This is a genomic window from Chryseobacterium sp. JUb7 (genome assembly GCF_024806495.1).
Taxonomy (GTDB): domain Bacteria; phylum Bacteroidota; class Bacteroidia; order Flavobacteriales; family Weeksellaceae; genus Chryseobacterium.
In genome coordinates this window covers 18,718-37,775 of sequence record NZ_JANUFF010000004.1, presented here as the reverse complement: position 1 = coordinate 37,775, position 19,058 = coordinate 18,718, and the positions used below count along the sequence as shown (strand labels likewise).

The window sequence follows — 19,058 nt, the reverse complement described above, 5'->3', positions numbered from 1 at the left end:
AGGCGCAAATGTAAGCTTGTAATTTAGAATTAATAAAAATAAAATTCTGATATTTATCATATTATTCAAAAGATAATGAATTATGTCTATTAATATGGTAGACTGTTCTTTAAAATGTTTTTTATAAATATATTTGTTAAAAATAAAATTATGCAATTGATAAAAGTTGGTTTATGTGCTTTCGGAATGAGCGGGAAAATTTTTCACGCTCCATTTTTAAAAGAGCACCCAGGATTTTTTATGTCTGCTGTTGTAGAACGAAGTAAGGAAGATTCAAAAGAGAAATATCCGGATGCTACGATATATTGTTCTGTAGAAGATATGCTGGAAAATGCGGATATTGAATTGGTGGTTGTGAATACGCCGGTTCAGACGCATTTTGAATATACAAAAATGGCTTTGGAAGCCGGTAAAAATGTGATTGTTGAAAAACCTTTTACTGTAAATGTCTCAGAAGCAGAAGAGCTTGTGAAATTAGCGGAAGAAAAAGGACTCTTTTTAAGTGTTTATCAGAACAGGAGATTTGACAGAGACTTTTTGCAGGTTCAAAAAGTGATTAATGAAAATAAACTAGGCAATATCAAAGAAGCTGAAATCCGTTTTGACAGATTCCGTACAACAGCAAGTGGTAAGGCTCATAAAGAAAATCCGGAAGCTACAGGTTCAGGGTCTCTTCATGATTTGGGAGCGCATCTGGTAGATCAGGCGGTTCAGTATTTTGGTTTTCCTGAGAAATTGTTTGCTGATGTTTTTTCAATGAAAGGAAAAGAATTTGCAAATGATTACTTTGAAATTATTTTGTTTTATGAAAATGATCTGAGGGTACGATTAAAGTCTTCGGTATTTAGTAAAGAGGCACACTATGCCTACGTTATTCATGGAGATAAAGGAAGTTTTTTACAGGAAAGAACCGATAATCAAGAAAATGAACTGGTAGCCGGAGCCATTCCTGTTTATGGACAAGACTGGACTCAGCCTTTGAAGGGAACAGACGGAATTTTAAACTATTTAAATGAAAATTCAGAAACAGAAAGAATACTTACCTCAAGCGAGCCGGGAAATTATATGAATTATTATCAGAATATCTATGAGCATATTGTATTTGGATATTATCTGCCGTCACCTGCGGAAGAGGTTATCCAGAATATGAAAATTATAGATGCTGCTATGGAGAGCTCAAATGCTCAAAAAGTAATTAGTCTAGCTTAATTGTGAATTATGAGTTATAAATTATGAGCCGTTTTTACAATATAAACATAACTCATAATTTATAACTCATAACTTTTTTATCCTTCTCCTAAAGCTTCCTGAAGTTCAAGCCATCTCATTTCATGATTTTCAAGACTTTCAGAAAGATTTTCCAATTCAGCTGAAAGTTTGGCGATTTTTTCATAATCACTTTCATTGTTAAGCTGATCCAAAATTTTAGTACGTTTTTCTTCCAGTTCAGGCATTTCTTTTTCGATCATTTCCAGTTCGCGCTGCTCTTTAAAAGAAAGCTTTTTCTTTTTAGATACAGGCTGGGCAGGAGTTATCGTTTCTTTTATGGGTTCAGGTTTTGAGGCCGTCGTTTTTCCTAGCGCTTCTTCTTTGCTTTTTGCTTCACGGTATTCGGAGAAATTACCGATAAAATCCTTTATTTTTCCTTCTCCCTCAAATGCTAAAATATGATCCACAATCCTGTCCATAAAATATCTGTCGTGAGAAACAATAATTAAGCTTCCCTGAAAATTCAGCAGAAAATTCTCCAGTACAGTAAGAGTCGGAAGGTCCAGATCGTTCGTAGGCTCATCAAATATCAGGAAATTAGGATTCTGATATAAAATATACATCAGATGCAGTCTTCTTTTTTCACCACCCGAAAGTTTTGAAATTGGAGAATATTGTGTCTGATCATCAAATAAAAATAATCTCAAAAATTGTGAAGCCGAAATGGTTCTTCCATTGGCCAGAGGAAAGTTTTCAGAAATTTCTTTGATAAAATCGATGACACGCTCGTCTTCTTTATATTTAAGACCTTTTTGTGAAAAATATCCGAATTTGATCGTTTCTCCAGTTTCTATTTCCCCGGAATCCTTTGGCTCAAGTCCTTGGATAATATTAAGTAAGGTAGATTTTCCTGCACCGTTTTTTCCTACAATTCCTACTTTTTCACCGCGTTGAAACTGATAACTGAAATCTTTTAGTAACAATTTATCACCATAACTTTTAGAAATATCTCTAAGCTCTAAAATTTTATTTCCAAGCCTTTTCATTTCGAAATCAAGCTCTAAAGATTCTTTTCGGGTATCAGTTTTGGCTATTTTTTCGGTCTCGTAAAAGTCATCTTGCCTCGATTTAGATTTTGTAGTTCTTGCTTTAGGCTGTCTTCGCATCCACTCCAGCTCCTTTCTGTAAAGGTTGTTGGCTTTATCGATGGTGGCATTCAGATTATCTTCACGGATCATTTTATTCTCAAGATACGTGGCATAAGAACCGTTGTGAACATAAAGGTTTTTATCTTCCATCTCCCAGATTATCCCACAGACTGCATCAAGGAAATAACGGTCGTGAGTTACCAGAAGTAAAGTTATTTTTGCTTTGCTTAAGTAGCTTTCCAGCCATTCCACCATTTCTACATCAAGGTGGTTGGTAGGCTCATCCATAATTAATAAAGTATGACGGTGCTCAGCTCTTGTTTCTGTTAATAACTTCGCCAAAGCCACACGTTTGATCTGACCACCCGAAAGAGTTCCCATTTTGGCGTCCAAATCTGTGATTTTAAGCTGCGAAAGGATCTGCTTCATTTCATTTTCAAGATCCCAGGCTTTATGGGCCTCCATATCAAGTAATGCCTTTTCGATAAAATCATGGTCTGTGGAATGAAGTGACTTGTGGTAGTTTTTCAAAGCCAGGATAGGCGCTGAATCCAAAGTCATCATAAATTCATCAATCGTAAGGTTAGAATCAAAATCAATTTCCTGATCAAACAGTACTACCTGAATATCTTTATTGATCATCACATTTCCGCTGTCTGCAATTTCTTTACCCATTAATATTTTTAAAAGGGTAGATTTTCCGCTTCCGTTTTTGGCAACGATGGCTATTTTGTCACCTTCATTGACGTGAAAAGAGACATTTTCGAACAAAACTTTGATGCCGTAGGATTTGGTAAGATTTTCGACAGAAACGTAATTCATTAGAATATAGTAGTTTGATTTATAATTTCAATTGAGCCGCAAAAGTACGAAAATGTAACAAGAAAACTTTTAAATAAACTCATACTAAAAAACGATTAATCATGATAACAAAATTGAGATCTGTCCCAAGAGAGAAATATTGGGAATATTTTATTCTGGTAGCGAGGTTTTTACTGGCTGTAATCTTTATACTCTACGGCTCCGGAAAATTAACTGAGCACGGACAGTTTGGAATTTCCGCAAAGGAAATGTCTATGCCTATTAAAGATTTGTCTTTATTCCGGGTGATGTGGTATTTGTTTGATCATGAACCTTTTAAATCTGTAGTCGGAATACTTCAGATCATCACCGGGCTTTTACTGCTTTTCCACAGAACCGTGATTTTGGGAGTTTTCTTTTTCATCCCTATTGCGGCTAATATTCTGCTGATGGATATCAGTTTTATGCCTGAGGATCTCGCAACGGTTTTTGTAAAAAGATTTATCCTGTATTTTATCCTTTGCTTCCTGATTTTATGGCATGAAAGAGAAAGAATGAAAATTATCTGGAATACGATGATTAAAGAATTTTCCTTAAAACGAAAATTTCCTGTGATTTTGTATTTAATGGTTCCTGTATTCGCGGTGGTTTTAGAAGTCTCCACTGCGCTACCGCAAATGATATATTATTTTATTAGTGAGCCTCGAAAGTCATTTGGATTTATACAGCAGGTTTTTAATCTCTTATTTTAAATTGAAATTATAACTAAATATCTGTTTGTTTTAAATTATTATTCTTTAAATGGTATTTTGTTTGTGATTTTATAATTAAAATGAATGTATTTTTATATTAAATTTATTTTGTATTGTTTTTTAATGTAGCTTTATATAGCTTATTTTAAAAATTAAAACTATGATACAGATTAACTTTTGGGCCATTTTTGTGGCCGCTTTGATTCCGTTAATTGTGGGATTTATCTGGTATAATCCAAAGGTTTTCGGAAGTGTATGGATGAAGGAAGCTGGACTTTCTGAAGAGAAAATACAGGGCGGAAATATGGGGTTTGTCTTTGTTTTCGCGGTTATTTTATCTTTTTTGGTAGCCTTTTTCCTGCAAATGGTTACAATTCATCAGTTTGGAGCTGTAGGAATGGTTGGTGGAGATGAAATGAATGCCAAAGATTCTTATGCTGCTTTTATGAAAGACTACGGCATGGCGTATCGCTCGTTTGGCCATGGTGCCTTACATTCTTTTATGGCGGGAGCTTTCTTCGTTTTTCCGATGTTTGCAATTAATGCAATGTTTGAAAGGAAATCCTGGAAATATACAATGATCAATACAGCTTACTGGACGGTTACGATTACCATTATGGGTGGGATTATTTGTGGCTGGTATGCTATTGATGGTTTTCATTGGGTAACTCAGAAATAAAAGATAACTCATTTAAAAAGATAAGGCTACATTTGTGGCCTTTTTTATGTCATATAAATTAACAATATATAAAAGTTCTTCAGCTTTGCCGGAGAACTGGAATTTGATTATTGGAGATCATAATATCATGCTTTCCAAAGAATATTTTCATGTTCTGGAAACTTCCTCTCCTGAGAACATGGATTGCTATTTGATCGGTTTTTTTCAGCATGAAGAATTAATTGGGGGAGCTTTATTTCAATATCTGAGTTTTCGTTATCATTCGACTTTTCAGAAAAATGAAGTTTGGTGTAACATTAGAAATTTCTTTGCAAAGAAACTAAGTCGCGATGTGATGATTTTGGGAAATAATATGCTGACCGGACAGAACGGATTTTACTTTAATCCGGAAAAAATTAATCTTGAGCAGGTAATTCCGCTTTTAAATGACGCTGTTGATAAGATGCAAAACGAAATCAGAAAAACGTCTTTAATAATTTATAAAGATTATCAGGCTAATTTTATTACCCATTTTAAGGGAAATGAATATAAATCTTATTTCAGATTTTCTGTTCAGCCTAATATGATGTTGAAAATAAGAGATCACTGGAAGGGTTTTGATGACTATCTCAATGACTTTTCTAAAAAATACAGAACGAGAGCCAAATCTGCCCGGAAAAAAATCGAGAAAACTGAAAAGTCAGAACTTTCGTTACCAGACATTATCCGTTACCAGACTCAACTTGATTTATTGTATCAGAATGTTGCTGACAATGCACCCTTCAATACTTTTTTCTTACCGGAAAATCATTTTAGAAGTATGAAGGAGAATTTGGGACGAAATTTTAAAATATTTGGATATTTTTTAGAAGGACAGTTAATAGGTTTTTATACTTTAATTCTAAATTCAGAGGATATTGATACTTATTTTTTAGGATATAATAAAGAACTTCAAAAAGAAAAACAGCTATATCTGAACATGCTGCTTGATATGGTTGAGTTTGCTGTTACCAATCAATTTAAAAGAGTTATTTTCGGAAGAACAGCATTGGAAATTAAATCTACTGTAGGAGCGGAACCTTTTGAAATTTTTGGATTAATAAGACATAACAGTTTTATCATTAATCCTTTCATGAGCTCTGTTTTTCCTTCAATTTCTCCAAAAATCGATTGGGTCCAAAGGAAACCTTTTAAATAAAATATCTATGCTGTTTTTGAAATTTTAGATGTTTCCTATAACAATGATCACTGTCTGGTGATTCTTTAAAATAATTTTAACACAAACGAAATTAATTTTAATATCCTGTTATGAGTATTTGTTACCGGAATTATTGATTTTTGCTGCAAACTTTTAACATGAAAAAAATCAATTCGTTATTTCTATTATTCTCAGCTTTTTATTTTAATGCGCAAATTGTTTCGGGAACAGTTTTTTCAAAAGAAGAAAATAAACCGATTCCTTATGTGAAAATTGGAGTTGAAAGAGAGTCAAAAGGGATTATATCTGATGAAAAAGGAAATTTTTCTATTGATCTTTCCAAAGCAAATACATCTCATAAACTGAAAATTGAAGTACCCGGATATGAAGTTTATACCCAGAATATTGGAGAATTTATCAAGAATAATCCACAAAAAATTGTTTTAAGCGAAAAGGTTAAAAATATTCAGGAAATAAAGATCAAACCTAAAAAACTGGTAGATAAAAACTGGGGAGTCAATACAAAAACGAAACATGTCATCTATTCGGTAAATCCATCATTTAATAATGAAAATTTTCTGGGCGAAACGGCTTTGGAATTTAGCACGAATAAAAGATCTAAAATCAAAAATATCAACTTAAATATTGCAAGTTATAAATCAGATCAGCCTGTTTTAATGCGTTACAGTGTCTATAGTGAAAAAAACGGGCTGCCGGATAAAAATATTCTGGATGAAGAAATTACTGTTGAACTGGCGGAGGATAAGATAAAAGACGGAACATTTACAATAGATGTTAATGATCAGAATATTTGGGTGCAGGGCAAATTTTTTATTGGAATTCAGTTTCTGAAAAGATTTGAAGGCAGGATAGGAATCAGTGCTGCACTATTCAGGGCAGGTTTTATCAGAGAGTTTTATGGAGACTGGCAGAAGATGTCTATTGCTGCTCCTGCTATAAATATTGATGTAAAAGTGGATAAGAACGGTAAAAATATCAAAGACGAAGTAAAAGATAACGACAGAGCTTCTGTGCTCACACCGGATATCAGTCAATACACTATTGAATCTGAAAATTCTGTTTACGGTAAAAATGATGCTGTCGGAAAAACAGTGAAATTAAATGATGCAGAATTGTATTATGAAACGTATGGAGAAGGTGAGCCTCTTATTTTGCTTCATGGAAACGGAGGAAGCATACAGGAATTTTATAAACAGATTCCTGAACTTTCCAAACAGTTTAAAATTATTGCTATTGATACAAGGGCTCAGGGTAAAAGCATAGATTTTACGAAAGGTGATTTAAATTATAAAATTTTTGCTGATGATCTTAACAATCTAATGACTCATTTAAATCTAACGAAAATCAATATTTTAGGATGGAGTGATGGTGGAAATACAGGATTGGAATTTGCTTTGAAATATCCTCAAAATCTAAATAAACTGATCATTATAGGAGCCAATACTTTTCCTGAGGGTGTTGATGTAGAATTGTTGAAAAACTTTAAAAGTAAAGTGAAATTTATGGATCTTGCCAATCAAAGGGAACATGATACTGAAAAAAGGCTGCTGAATTTAATGTTGAACGAACCGAATATCAATAAGAAGTCTTTAAGTCAAATAAAAAATCCGGTTTTTGTTATCGTAGGAGAAAATGACGTAATCAAAAAAGAGCACACCGAAATGATAGCAAAAGAAATCCCCAATACAAAACTGAAAATTTATCCCAAGGCTTCGCATTATCTTCCTTTCGAAATTGCTGACGAGCTGAATAAAGATGTGATCGATTTTCTGAAAAATTAATCGATAGTAAGTCTCTTTAAAGACCACAAACTTCCATTGTAGATATCTACATCTACTTTGGTGTTGATCCCGTGAACGATTCCGTTTTCTGTAAACTGCCAGAAATCCCAGTCGGTATCAGGAGATGGAGTAGGGACATCGTTATAATTGGCCAGCCAAAGGGGATAATCATCAAACTCCCCTTTCAGAAAATCTTTGTAGTAATGGTAGTAGGTGTAAATGATAGGTTTTTCACCATAAGTTTCTTCAACGATTTTACACCATACCTTTAAGTCTTCAATCAGTTTTTTATTGGTTTTTCTTTTTGGGATTTTTTCGATATCCAGAATCGGAGGGAGGTCACCACTTTCCAGTTTTACATTTTCTAGAAAATTATTTGCCTGAATCACAGGATCTTCATCGGCTCTGTAAAAATGATAGGCACCGCGGACCAGATTGTATTTTTTTGCCTGACCCCAGAATTCATCAAAATGTTTGTCTGCATTTCTGTTGCCCATCGTGGCTCTCATGACTACAAACTCCAGAGGAATGGTTTTGTTTCCGATGCTTAAACTGTCCCATTTGATATCTTCTCTGTTCTGATAATGTGAAATATCAAAGCCATAGGTTTTATCGAGATTACTGCTGATGATTCTTTGAATTCTCAGGGTTTCCTTTTCAGAGTTGTGAAGTTTTTTATGAGTGAATTTGTTAAAGTACAAAGCATAATAATAGCTGATGGACTGTTTTAAGTACAATCCCGTTCCTATTAAAGCAATGATCAAAATAGCCAATACCACTTTTCTACGGAAAAAATAATTCTTTCTCCGTGTTTTGTGAATGTTTTTGGCAGTTTTTTTGGTGTACTTTTTTGGTGACATAAAGTTTTGCAAAACTAGCTTTTTTCACTTCTAAATGCTAAATAAAATCAGTAAATTTGTATACTATGGAAACACGCGAAAAGATCATCATTATAGGAGGAGGTTTTGCGGGACTGCAACTTGCAAAAACATTGAACAATAAAAATAAAAAAGTAATTGTTCTGGATCGAGTAAATCATCATATGTTTCAACCGCTTTTCTATCAGGTAGCGTGTGGAAGGATAGAACCTTCCAATATTTCCTTTCCATTCAGGAAAATTTTTCAGCAGTCAAGAAATACTCAATTCCGTTTAACAGAGGTTCGTGAAATTGATCCGGCTAATAATAAAGTGATTACGGATGAAGCTGAGTTTACGTATGATAAATTAGTCATTGCAACAGGTTGTAAAACTAACTTTTTCGGTAATAAAGATCTTGAAGGCAAAGCTTTCGGAATGAAAAATACTCAGGAAGCAATCGGCATCAGAAATCATGTTTTGATGACTTTTGAAAAACTGATCATTGAAAAAAGCCGAAGTGATGACGGAAACTGGAATATTGTAATTGTAGGAAGTGGTCCCACCGGGGTAGAACTGGCCGGAGCTTTTGCAGAAATGAAAAAGGAAATCCTGCCGAGAGATTATCCTTATATGAATTTTGATCACCTTAAAATTATATTGATCAGTTCCACCGAAAAACCTTTAGCGGTCATGAGTCCGGAAGCTCAGGAGAAATCTGAAAAATATCTCAAAGATTTGGGCGTGACTTTTCTGAGTGAGGAGTATGTGACCGATTATGACGGAGATAAAGTCTTCATGAAGAGCGGAAAAGAAATAGCTTCCAATAATGTAATCTGGGCAGCCGGAGTTACCGGAAATGTTGTGGATGGTTTTCCTGAAGAAAAATTAATTAGAAACAGATACATCGTAGATCGATATAATAAAATCAAAGGCTATGATAATATTTTTGCGATAGGAGATATTGCCTATATGGAGACTCCGAAATATCCTCAGGGGCATCCTCAGGTAGCAAATGTAGCCATTAATCAGGCGAAAAATTTAGGGAAAAATCTGATAAAGAAGAGTGAAGCCGAATGGCAGGAATATGAATACGACGATCAGGGTTCATTGGCTACCATCGGGAAACACAGGGCAGTAGTAGATTTACCGTTTATAAAATTCCAGGGCTTTCTGGCATGGTATTTCTGGATGTTTTTACACTTGATGTTAATTTTAAGTGTAAGAAATAAACTGGCGGTATTTTTTAACTGGATGTGGAGCTATTTTAATAAAGATTCTTCTTTAAGATTAATAATTTTGCCAAATAAGAAAAACGAAACAGTACAATGAGAATTGATATTATAAGCGTACTTCCTGAGCTGATGGAAAGTCCGTTTCAGACTTCTATTTTAAGAAGAGCAATGGATAAAGGGTTGGTAGAAGTACATTTTCACCAGTTGAGAGACTGGTCAATCAATAAGCACAGGCAAATTGATGATGAGCCTTACGGAGGCGGAGCAGGAATGGTAATGATGATAGAGCCTTTAGATAAATGTATTTCTGAACTGAAATCTCAGAGAGCGTACGATGAGGTCATTTATCTGACACCGGATGGTGTGACTTTAAATCAAAAAATAGCCAATACACTTTCTATCAAAAATAATCTGATCTTCTTGTGTGGACACTATAAAGGGATTGATCAGCGTGTAAGAGATTTACATATTACCAAAGAAATTTCTATAGGAGATTACGTTCTTACAGGTGGAGAGCTGGCAGCATGTGTTCTTGCAGATTCTATTATCCGTTTACTTCCGGGCGTTTTAAATGATGAACAAAGCGCTCTTACCGATAGTTTCCAGGATGATCTTCTGTCACCACCTATTTATACAAGACCTGAAGTTTATAAAGGTTTAGAGGTGCCAAAAATTCTATTAAGCGGTAATTCCGGTAAAATTGAAGAATGGCGTCATGATGAAGCTGTGAGGATTACTAAAGAAAAACGTCCCGATTTACTTTAAAAAAAGTTGCAGAAATTCGTTAACCTCAACCTTTTTTTTCACATTTTTACGGTTCTATTTACGGAATGGAACAATAATTGCAATTAAAGGGATTGAGGTTTAAATACTTGGCTGTAAATGTAATCTATAATATATTTTATTCTAAGTTTTTTAAATTTTATATACTGTTTTTATCTTACTTGATTAAGTGATTTTCTTAATTAACTGAAATTTTAAACTGTATATAAGTATTTGGTTATGTTTATTTAATGTCATCGTTATGAATTGAATATAAAATTAATATGAATATATTATAAATAAATTAACCATATTTCAAAAAAAATAATAAATTTACATTCTGAAAGCGAATGTATATTTTAAAGAATTGAAAAGATTGTAGATGGAGCTGTTCTCTTTTTATAATGTAGAAAATTTATTTCTACCGGATCCGAAGCCAGTTCATAAATTAGATCCTACCAAATCAGGACTAAGAAACTGGGACGAAAAAAGATATAAGAACAAACTCTTTAAAATATCTCATGTATTTCAATTGATGAAGGAGGAGAATGGCGTTCTGCCATTTATGATCGGATTGTCCGAAGTTTCCGGAAGGAAAGTTTTGGAAGATCTTGTGCAGATGGATCCTTTTAATTCTGAATACGGAATTGTACATTACAATTCTATGGATGAAAGAAAGGTAGATGTAGCTATGTTATATGATAAAAATAAAGTAGAAGTTATAGATTCAGAAACTATTACTTTCTTCTTTGAAATTATAAACAAAAACACAGAAAATTACGATACAACTAGGGATGTACTTTATTCAAGAGTGAAATATAAAGGAGAGATTATTAATGTTTTTATCGCCCACCTTCCCTCTAAGCGAGAAAAAGATGTTAATAAACCAAAAAGAGACTTTATAATGAGCGAAATCCGGGGGCGGATATTGAATATTGTGAATGAAGAAAAGGAACACGTTATTCTGTGTGGTGATTTTAATGAAAACCCAGATGATGAAAATTTAGTAAAAATTCTCTACGACAACGCCCAAGAAAAGGTTCTGGAGAACCCATTTCAAGAGTTGTTTTCCACAAGAAATTATTCTACTTTTCATTATAAATCTGGACTGCTGTTTGATCAGATTATATTGTCAAAATCACTTTTTGATAATGATGGTTTCTCATTTCAGGACGCTGAAGTGTTTAACGCTGAGAAAATTAGCAGTCGGGACAGGAATTTTGAAGGCAGACCCTTTCGAACGTATGCGGGTACGAGATATTTGGGAGGCTATAGCGATCATTTTCCGGTTTTTGTTAAATTCAAAAGTTTATAAAATATTAGTAAAAACATAAATAATAAAAAAAAGTAGAAAATGAAAAATTCAAGCAACGCAAACTACCATTTGGATTCAATCGACAAAGAAATTATCTATATGTTGATGGATAACGCTAAAACTTCTTTAGCTCACATTTCAAAAAATGTTGGGATCTCAACTACAGCTGTTCACCAGAGAATAAAGAAACTGGAACATGCAGGTGTTATTGAAAACTCAATCTCTTTCTTAAACCCTAAAAAAATCGGATATAAAGTAATATCATATATTGGTGTATTCTTGGATCAGCCAAGTCACTATCCGGAAGTGGTAAAGTCTCTGAAAGATATCAATGAAGTGGTGGAAGCTCATTACACAACCGGTAATTATACAACTTTCTTAAAGGTTTTGTGTAAAGATAATGATCACTTAATGCAAATTCTTAGCAAACTTCAAAAGCTAAAAGGCGTGACAAGAACAGAAACTTTCATATCTTTGGAACAAGGTATCTACAGACAATTGAAAGTATAACAGATTATGAACATTGCACAATATTTGGATTCGACCTATCTGAAAACGCCCGCACAATCAGGTATGTCAAACGAAGAAACTTTAGAAAAAGATATAGAACTTACACAGGAAGCTATTGATAATGGTATTTTTGCAGTAATGATCCGTCCGGATTATGTATCTGAAATTAAAAAGTACATCAACGACAAAAATTCAAATGTTGTAGTAGGCACTGTTATAGGTTTTCATGAAGGAACGTATTCCATAGATGAAAAGCTTGCAGAGGCTACTCAGGCAATACAAAACGGAGCAGACGAATTAGATTTTGTTATTAATTATAATGCATACCTGAAAGGAAATACGGATCTGGTAAAAAATGAATTTGTAAAATGTACACAATTGTGCTTACAGCATCATAAAATTGCGAAATGGATTATCGAAATTGCAGCTTTAACAGATGAGCAGATTGCAGATCTTACTAAAAATATTTCTGATTGGGCAGAGGAAAATTTCTCTGATAACGACTTGTCAAATATCTTTGTAAAGTCATCTACAGGCTTTTATGAAACTACCGGTGGAAAGCCAAACGGAGCAACATTTGAAGGTGTAAAAATTATGCTTGATAATGCCGGAAAACTTCCTGTAAAAGCAGCAGGCGGTGTTAGAACTCCAGAGGATGCAGAGAGAATGATTAATATGGGCGTTAAAAGAATAGGAACGTCTTCAGCATTGGCTTTGATTAAAAATCAGTCCGCTTCAGAAGGATATTAAAATAAAATTCACTCAATACATAAAAAGAAACCATCAAAATATTTTGATGGTTTTATTTTTTTTATAACTGTGCCTGATATTCTGTATAAAAGGCCTGAGTTTCTTTAATAAGTGTATCCATTTCTTCTAAGGTAAAAACCTCAAGGAATTTCTTTCTGAATTCTTTAAAGTGAGGTACCCCGCGGAAATAGTTGCTGTAATGCTGCCTCATTTCAACCAGTCCAAGTCTTTCACCTTTCCATTCAACACTCCATTCAGCATGTTGGCGGACTGCCAGTAGTCTGTCTGAAATATTAGGCTCCGGTAAATGTTCACCGGTTTCGAAGAAATGTTTAATTTCATTAAAAATCCATGGATATCCAATAGCTGCACGACCAATCATAATTCCGTCGCAGGCATATTTCTGCTTGTATTCCAAAGCCTTTTCAGGAGAATCAATATCACCGTTTCCAAAAATTGGAATTTCAATATTAGGATTTTGCTTGATTCTTGAAATGTGCTCCCAGTCAGCTTCCCCTTTATACATTTGGGCTCTGGTTCTGGCATGAATTGTCAATGCCTTGATTCCGGTTTCCTGAAGACGTTCTGCAACTTCATCAATGTTGATAGAAGTACTGTCCCAACCCAAACGAGTTTTTACCGTTACAGGAAGGTGAGTAGAGCTTACAACAGCTTTTGTAAGGCGAACCATTAAATCTATATCTTTTAATACTCCGGCACCGGCTCCTTTGCAAACCACTTTTTTTACAGGGCATCCAAAATTAATATCTACCAAATCAGGATTTACAGTTTCCACAATTTTGGCTGACATCGCCATGGCTTCCTCATCACCACCGAAGATCTGGATTCCTACGGGTCTCTCATAATCGAAGATATCGAGTTTTTTTCTGCTTTTCATCGCATCACGAATTAAGCCTTCAGAAGAGATAAATTCTGAATACATTAAGTCTGCACCATGCATTTTACATAATCTTCTGAACGGAGGGTCACTCACGTCTTCCATCGGAGCCAGCAAAAGCGGAAATTCCGGCAGTTCTATGTTGCCTATTTTTACCATGGCGCAAATTTACGAAATTCTTAAAAAATAAAATCCCTCAATTTGATTGAAGGATTTTATAAGTGTTATTTGTTATAGCAAGCTAATATTTTATTGTAATTTTTATATAATTTACTGAGGGAATACACAATAAGCCATCAGTTTTTATATGAATCGCTTTTATGTTGTAAATATTTAAATTGTTAGCAGCCAACATACTTTTAAAACCATGTAAAACGGTATTGGTAGCATCATTTGTCATAAACCCACCAGGTCCGCTAAACATATCTCCATAGATGGCGGCATTATCACCATCTTGTCCGATGGTAAACGTTTTAGTCTCCCAATTGTGCCCTTCTGAAAATATAGAAAAAGCAGTTTCGTTACTATATCCGTAATAAATAGGGAATATACTCGGAGAGATTACTTCATCCCAAGGGAAAAGATTTCTGATCACAAAATGTGATAAATCAACTGTATATCTATCTACATCCGGACCTTGTATTAAAGGACTGTTATCCCAAAATGCTACAGTATAACCTGTGATATAAGGATAATTTGGATTAACATTAATAGGATTGGTAAAGCTTCCACCACCACATAGAACATTTTTATCTACAGAAGACATTAAAGTTCCTGTAGTGTTTTTTGAAAGTTGTGATTTTGATGTAAGATCTTCATGATGGTTGTTAAGATCGTCAGTTTCATTCGTCTGGCATGCAGAAAGAATGAATACACTGAAAAGTGTAAAAAGAATTTTTTTCATGGTGATAATTAATATTTCACTAAATATAGAATAATATTTTGAAATATTAAATGACTTATGCTAAAAAAATAATGAACTGCTAAAAACTTGCTTTCACCTGCATACTTCCGATATGTATTGTTCGGTCTCCGGAATTTCTTCCTTCATAGTTAAGGTTTAGCTGCAGGAATGAGTTGATAGCCTGTTGAATAAATACGCTCCAGACTTGGTTTTTTCCAGGTTTTAGACCATCCAGCATCTGGTTTCCTACAATGCTGAAATTGTTTCCGTTAAAATCATTATTAATAAATGAGAAGTTTCCTCTAATGGATGTTTTTTTTCGGTCCCACTGAATGGTTCCTGTAACATCAAAAGCTTTCAGTAGCTCTTCTCCATCCATTCTCTGTTTTTGTCGGTATGCAGAAGATAGTTCGGCCTGAATAGCATCTGTGAACTTATAAGTCGCTTTAGGCTTGGTCTCAAAGTTATTCAGACGGTAATCTCGTGTTGCAAAAAGCTGTGAAGAGTTTTTAATATCATGAACGGAATTTTCCCAGTCTACTCTGAATTCTTTGTTGAACCAGTATCCGATATTCAGGAAATGAGAAGTCTGTTCACGCTCTTCATTACTGAAATTGGCATTGATGAGGTTGTCATTAGAGATAAAACGATAGTTTCCGTTCCAACCTGACTTCTCTGTCGGACTGAACTGAACTGATGTTAAAATATTTTGATTTTTAAGAATCTGATCTGCATTTTTTTCGAATGGGTTAATCACCAAAACCTTGTCTTTTTTATAGAAAGAGTTTTGGGAATTTAAGGAAATATTAAAATTCCAACGTTTTAAAAATGCATTTTCAGAATTGAAAACGACAGATGGGTTGACGAATAAAGCCAGCTGTAATTTATTTTTATTGGAAGGTAAATAGCGTACAGAATTGGTGTACACTCTAATATATTGGGCCAAATCCGAATACTCGGCAATTTCAAATTCGTCAAGCTGCTGAATTCCGTCACCGTTATAATCGGTCCATTTATAGACACCCTGCCCATCTGTTACTTTAATATACTGAAATTCTCTTTGCGCTTCCTGTCCGTTTCCTAATTCATAAAATGCCTGCAGACGCATACCGTTTCGGAAAAGCTGTTGGTTGTACAGGATATTTCCGACTACAAAATCATTATTCCTTGACATATCGGCATCCTGATTCTGATAGAAGAATTTTCTATAGTGAATTAAGGCATTTAATGTAGTTTTTTCTGTTTTAATCAACTGACTTTCTGCCATAAATCCTAAAATGTTATTCATGCTTTGAAGCCTGTTATCACGAACGGAATCATTGTCTCGCATATAAACTTTAGCCAATAATTTTGTTCTTGTACTGTCCCCGATTTTCTTTTGAACAAAAATTTCTTTCCAGCTGAAACTTGTAACATCCATCAACTGGGTGTCATTGTATTTCTTTTCATTGTGTTCCATACTACCACCGATTGCCCAACTTCCTTTTTTGCCGGTATATTCGGTAGAAACACCACCTCTGATGAATTTGGTGTCCTGAAGAGTAGCATTGGTACTTAGGTAAGAAAGATTTCCTTTGGTGAAAAATTTTTTCTTGATCCATCCGAAATCAAGATCATTTTTAATTCCTTTATAAGAATCCTGCTCATCAAGATAGTTGACTCTGTAGTTTAAAGTTGATTTATTATTCCATTTATTTAAAAAGCTGAAAATAAATCTGTTTTGTGTTCTTCCGCTGAATTCCTGAGCCAGGTTAAAATCTCTGGAAAATTCTACATCATTAATACGGTCCAGAATATGGAACTGTCTGTCAATGTACTGATATTCAAAGCTTGGAGTACCGTTCCAGTTATTTTTTGTAAACTTTTTATTTCCGAATACACGCCATGCGTAGCCTACATTCTGATCCGAATCTTTTGATGAGAAAAGATTGACATCATAATTACTTAAGGAGAAATCGGCACCTATTTTTCCATCTTTTAGTAAATACTCCGAATTTAAAGAGTATACCTGAGACTTCTGAGGTGAAGGTAATTTTCTTACTGCTCTGTAATCTCCCAAATTAGGTCCTGCATATTCAAAAACACGACCGTTATTGGTAGTCTGAGTAATTTTATAGTCTCCAAGATTTGATCCGAAATAAGTATAAGAAACTGTATAAAGAGTTTCATTCGGATCAGTGGAAAACTGATAATAATTGCCGCTCGGGTTTTGCACCAATCGGTATAGTATTTTATTTACGTCATATTCTGTAACGACTCCCGATGGAGCGTACATCAGATCAGGATTGTTCCCGGCATCAGCTAAGATCTGCTCATCTTCAGGAGAAAGATTTAAAGAAAGCGGAGCATTTTTATTATCATTTTCCATAAACCAGTTCAGCCCCAGCTTCAGTTTTTCTCTTTTATGCTCTACTTTTCCGGTAAATAAATATCTGGAATAATTTCTATTTGTATAGTTATAAGAAATAGTAATGAAGTTTTGTTGGAAAATAGGACGGAAACTGGTAAAGGTAACTTCTCCTGTATTGTAATTAATGATATAATCCTGGTTTTCTCCACGTTTCATTAAAATACCGTCGATAAAAACCTGTTCCGAACCTGAAATAAGAGTGATAAACTGTTCACCGTTTTTACCTGTTAGTCGATATGGTCCCTGATTTCCCTCAACCCCTTGAAAACGAACCCTGTGAAATTCACTTCGGGCAACACCCATGGATACATCTACAAATGTCTTATTTTCTTTGCCGAATTCGGTCTGAAATTCAAGACCCATGCTTCGTCTTTGAAATTTGGCGAAATAATTTTTAGATTCTACCAAGTCTAAGTGACCGGCTCTTAAGATCGATTTATCCTTAATATTAAGCTGCATATAGATTTTATCAAACTCTTCTAAAGTTTGCGTATATCCATCAGCCTGGATGGGTAAATTGTGATCTGAAATACTGGCGAGAATAGTAACATCTTTCGAAAGTCTTCCTGAAATCTGTAAATCCATAGAGCTCTGTACAGATTGCCCCTGATTGTTACCAAACGTGATTCCCCTAATAATGGAACCTTTAGAATTTAGCTCTCCAAGAAATCTTTTTTTATCATTTTTAGCAAGTACGGCCTCATCTACAACTATTCGGTTGCTTGTTTTAACAAAATCTAAAGTATCTTTTGCAAAAATGTCCTGTTCAAGCCTGGCAGCAAGTATACTGTCTCTTTTTATACTGTCTTGTGGGATATTGGGATTAGTCCATGAAAAAACCTGTGCGTTACTTGAGAATAAGCCCATAAAAAACAACACGAATATCAGGATATAATTCCGCAAGCCTCAGTAAAAATAATTGGTAAAAATAGCTAAAAAATGTTAATGATTAGGGTTTTAGCATTATTAACAAAAAATTAACCCAATTATTGTATTGAAAAGAAAAATTCCTGTAATTTTGTAATGTAAATTATTAATAATTAAATTTTTAAACTATGAAGAAGATTTATTCTCTTATTGCAGTAGCATTAATTTCAACTGGTGCATTTGCTCAGAACTTAGTATCTAATCCAACTTTTAATAACGGATTGACAGGATGGACTGCTGGACCTACTAATTCATATCAATTACCAAATTTGGTAGCTGCTGATGGTCATAATGGAACGAATTCAGCTCAGTATCAAAATGCAACAGCAACTACAGGATTTTATCAGGATGTTCCTGTAAGTGCAGGACAGTCTTATACTGTTTCTTTCTGGTACAAAGCAACAGGAGATGGTACTGACGCAAGAATATGGTCAGTTTATAAGGATGCATCATCAAATATTATCTATCAGCAAGGTAACGCAAGTACAGTAGGTACAGATCCTTTAAGAGGACCTGAGAATGGATACTTAGCAACTTCTGGTGCGTGGACTCAGTTTACAACTACGGTTACTGCTCCTGCAAATGTTACAACATTACAGTTAGCTGTAAGAGCTTATAATAATGCAACTGTAGCTGCATTTGATGATTTCTCTGTTGTAGCAGCAGGAAGTTTAGCTACAGGAGAAGTAGCGGCATCTAAATATAGAATGATCAAAAATACTTTTGTTAAATCTGAAGGAATCACTTTTGGAGCCAACGTAAAAGACGTAAAAGTTTATAACATGTTCGGACAGGTTGTAAAATCTGCTTCTGTTAAAGAAAACGAAACTTTAAATGTTTCTGAATTACAAAAAGGGAACTATATCGTAACAGGTACAGTTAACAATGAATTGGTTTCTCAGAAAATTTTAAAAGACTAATTC

16 protein-coding genes are annotated in these 19,058 nt (G+C 34.3%); 11 read left to right on the top strand and 5 right to left on the bottom strand.

Annotation, left to right across the window (positions count from 1 at the left end; genetic code table 11):
- The first annotated feature begins 150 nt into the window (after positions 1-150).
- Positions 151-1,209 carry a Gfo/Idh/MocA family oxidoreductase gene (locus M2373_RS09150; protein WP_259109862.1) on the top strand — a complete coding sequence of 353 codons (1,059 nt, stop codon included), beginning with the start codon at positions 151-153 and terminating at the stop codon, positions 1,207-1,209.
- Between the two features lie 77 nt (positions 1,210-1,286).
- Here M2373_RS09150 and M2373_RS09145 read toward each other — a convergent pair whose 3' ends face one another.
- On the bottom strand, positions 1,287-3,179 hold the full coding sequence (locus tag M2373_RS09145; protein WP_259109860.1) for an ABC-F family ATP-binding cassette domain-containing protein: 1,893 nt from the start codon (positions 3,177-3,179) through the stop codon (positions 1,287-1,289).
- Positions 3,180-3,280: 101 nt separating this feature from the next.
- Between M2373_RS09145 and M2373_RS09140 the strand changes: the two genes are divergently transcribed.
- The 4 genes from M2373_RS09140 (at position 3,281) to M2373_RS09125 (ending at position 7,568) form a co-directional block, all read left to right on the top strand.
- Positions 3,281-3,910 carry a hypothetical protein gene (locus M2373_RS09140; protein ID WP_259109857.1) on the top strand — a complete coding sequence of 210 codons (630 nt, stop codon included), beginning with the start codon at positions 3,281-3,283 and terminating at the stop codon, positions 3,908-3,910.
- Between the two features lie 160 nt (positions 3,911-4,070).
- On the top strand, positions 4,071-4,589 hold the full coding sequence (locus tag M2373_RS09135; RefSeq protein WP_310468210.1) for a DUF1761 domain-containing protein: 519 nt from the start codon (positions 4,071-4,073) through the stop codon (positions 4,587-4,589).
- Between the two features lie 46 nt (positions 4,590-4,635).
- A complete protein-coding gene (locus M2373_RS09130; RefSeq protein WP_259109854.1) occupies positions 4,636-5,766 on the top strand; it encodes an 8-amino-7-oxononanoate synthase in 1,131 nt (376 codons plus the stop codon).
- Between the two features lie 158 nt (positions 5,767-5,924).
- The gene (locus M2373_RS09125) at positions 5,925-7,568 is read left to right on the top strand and encodes an alpha/beta fold hydrolase (protein ID WP_259109850.1); all 1,644 of its coding nucleotides are present in this window, start codon (positions 5,925-5,927) and stop codon (positions 7,566-7,568) included.
- Here M2373_RS09125 and M2373_RS09120 read toward each other — a convergent pair.
- A complete protein-coding gene (locus tag M2373_RS09120) occupies positions 7,565-8,428 on the bottom strand; it encodes a glycoside hydrolase family 25 protein (RefSeq protein WP_259109849.1) in 864 nt (287 codons plus the stop codon). The genes M2373_RS09125 and M2373_RS09120 overlap by 4 nt on opposite strands.
- A 65-nt stretch (positions 8,429-8,493) precedes the next feature.
- On the opposite strand from M2373_RS09120, the gene M2373_RS09115 reads away from it, so the two are divergent.
- From M2373_RS09115 to deoC, 5 genes are all read left to right on the top strand, one after another.
- On the top strand, positions 8,494-9,756 hold the full coding sequence (locus tag M2373_RS09115) for an NAD(P)/FAD-dependent oxidoreductase (RefSeq protein ID WP_259109847.1): 1,263 nt from the start codon (positions 8,494-8,496) through the stop codon (positions 9,754-9,756).
- On the top strand, positions 9,753-10,424 hold the full coding sequence (gene trmD, locus M2373_RS09110) for a tRNA (guanosine(37)-N1)-methyltransferase TrmD (protein ID WP_259109845.1): 672 nt from the start codon (positions 9,753-9,755) through the stop codon (positions 10,422-10,424). The genes M2373_RS09115 and trmD overlap by 4 nt, the downstream gene beginning before the upstream one ends.
- A 379-nt stretch (positions 10,425-10,803) precedes the next feature.
- A complete protein-coding gene (locus M2373_RS09105; RefSeq protein WP_259109843.1) occupies positions 10,804-11,736 on the top strand; it encodes an endonuclease in 933 nt (310 codons plus the stop codon).
- A gap of 39 nt (positions 11,737-11,775) precedes the next feature.
- Positions 11,776-12,246: an Lrp/AsnC ligand binding domain-containing protein gene (locus M2373_RS09100; RefSeq protein WP_259109841.1), complete on the top strand. Its 471-nt coding sequence runs from the start codon at positions 11,776-11,778 to the stop codon at positions 12,244-12,246.
- Positions 12,247-12,249: 3 nt separating this feature from the next.
- Entirely contained in the window at positions 12,250-12,996 is a 747-nt protein-coding gene (gene deoC / locus M2373_RS09095; protein ID WP_259110517.1) for a deoxyribose-phosphate aldolase, read from the top strand.
- A gap of 61 nt (positions 12,997-13,057) precedes the next feature.
- Here the strand turns inward: deoC and dusB are convergent, their stop codons facing one another.
- The 3 genes from dusB to M2373_RS09080 all read right to left on the bottom strand — a co-directional run bounded on the left by dusB (position 13,058) and on the right by M2373_RS09080 (position 18,075).
- Complete coding sequence (dusB, locus tag M2373_RS09090) at positions 13,058-14,053, bottom strand: tRNA dihydrouridine synthase DusB (protein WP_259109838.1); 996 nt, start codon at positions 14,051-14,053, stop codon at positions 13,058-13,060.
- 82 nt (positions 14,054-14,135) lie between these two features.
- A complete protein-coding gene (locus tag M2373_RS09085; RefSeq protein WP_259109836.1) occupies positions 14,136-14,798 on the bottom strand; it encodes a membrane lipoprotein lipid attachment site-containing protein in 663 nt (220 codons plus the stop codon).
- A gap of 79 nt (positions 14,799-14,877) precedes the next feature.
- Complete coding sequence (locus M2373_RS09080; RefSeq protein WP_259109834.1) at positions 14,878-18,075, bottom strand: hypothetical protein; 3,198 nt, start codon at positions 18,073-18,075, stop codon at positions 14,878-14,880.
- Between the two features lie 188 nt (positions 18,076-18,263).
- Here M2373_RS09080 and M2373_RS09075 point away from each other — a divergent pair, with 188 nt between their 5' ends.
- Positions 18,264-19,055, top strand: a complete 792-nt coding sequence (locus tag M2373_RS09075) for a carbohydrate binding domain-containing protein (RefSeq protein ID WP_259109831.1) — start codon at positions 18,264-18,266, stop codon at positions 19,053-19,055.
- The last annotated feature ends 3 nt before the right edge of the window (positions 19,056-19,058 follow it).

Excerpts from the sequence above, each read along its gene's own strand:
- M2373_RS09115 (WP_259109847.1), top strand. The coding sequence starts at position 8,494 with ATGGAAACACGCGAAAAGATCATCATTATAGGAGGAGGTTTTGCGGGA.
- M2373_RS09130 (WP_259109854.1), top strand. The coding sequence starts at position 4,636 with ATGTCATATAAATTAACAATATATAAAAGTTCTTCAGCTTTGCCGGAG.
- M2373_RS09100 (WP_259109841.1), top strand. The coding sequence starts at position 11,776 with ATGAAAAATTCAAGCAACGCAAACTACCATTTGGATTCAATCGACAAA.
- M2373_RS09120 (WP_259109849.1), bottom strand. The coding sequence starts at position 8,428 with ATGTCACCAAAAAAGTACACCAAAAAAACTGCCAAAAACATTCACAAA.
- M2373_RS09135 (WP_310468210.1), top strand. The coding sequence starts at position 4,071 with ATGATACAGATTAACTTTTGGGCCATTTTTGTGGCCGCTTTGATTCCG.
- M2373_RS09150 (WP_259109862.1), top strand. The coding sequence starts at position 151 with ATGCAATTGATAAAAGTTGGTTTATGTGCTTTCGGAATGAGCGGGAAA.
- M2373_RS09140 (WP_259109857.1), top strand. The coding sequence starts at position 3,281 with ATGATAACAAAATTGAGATCTGTCCCAAGAGAGAAATATTGGGAATAT.
- M2373_RS09145 (WP_259109860.1), bottom strand. The coding sequence starts at position 3,179 with ATGAATTACGTTTCTGTCGAAAATCTTACCAAATCCTACGGCATCAAA.
- M2373_RS09105 (WP_259109843.1), top strand. The coding sequence starts at position 10,804 with ATGGAGCTGTTCTCTTTTTATAATGTAGAAAATTTATTTCTACCGGAT.
- M2373_RS09075 (WP_259109831.1), top strand. The coding sequence starts at position 18,264 with ATGAAGAAGATTTATTCTCTTATTGCAGTAGCATTAATTTCAACTGGT.
- dusB (WP_259109838.1), bottom strand. The coding sequence starts at position 14,053 with ATGGTAAAAATAGGCAACATAGAACTGCCGGAATTTCCGCTTTTGCTG.
- M2373_RS09080 (WP_259109834.1), bottom strand. The coding sequence starts at position 18,075 with ATGGGCTTATTCTCAAGTAACGCACAGGTTTTTTCATGGACTAATCCC.
- trmD (WP_259109845.1), top strand. The coding sequence starts at position 9,753 with ATGAGAATTGATATTATAAGCGTACTTCCTGAGCTGATGGAAAGTCCG.
- M2373_RS09085 (WP_259109836.1), bottom strand. The coding sequence starts at position 14,798 with ATGAAAAAAATTCTTTTTACACTTTTCAGTGTATTCATTCTTTCTGCA.
- M2373_RS09125 (WP_259109850.1), top strand. The coding sequence starts at position 5,925 with ATGAAAAAAATCAATTCGTTATTTCTATTATTCTCAGCTTTTTATTTT.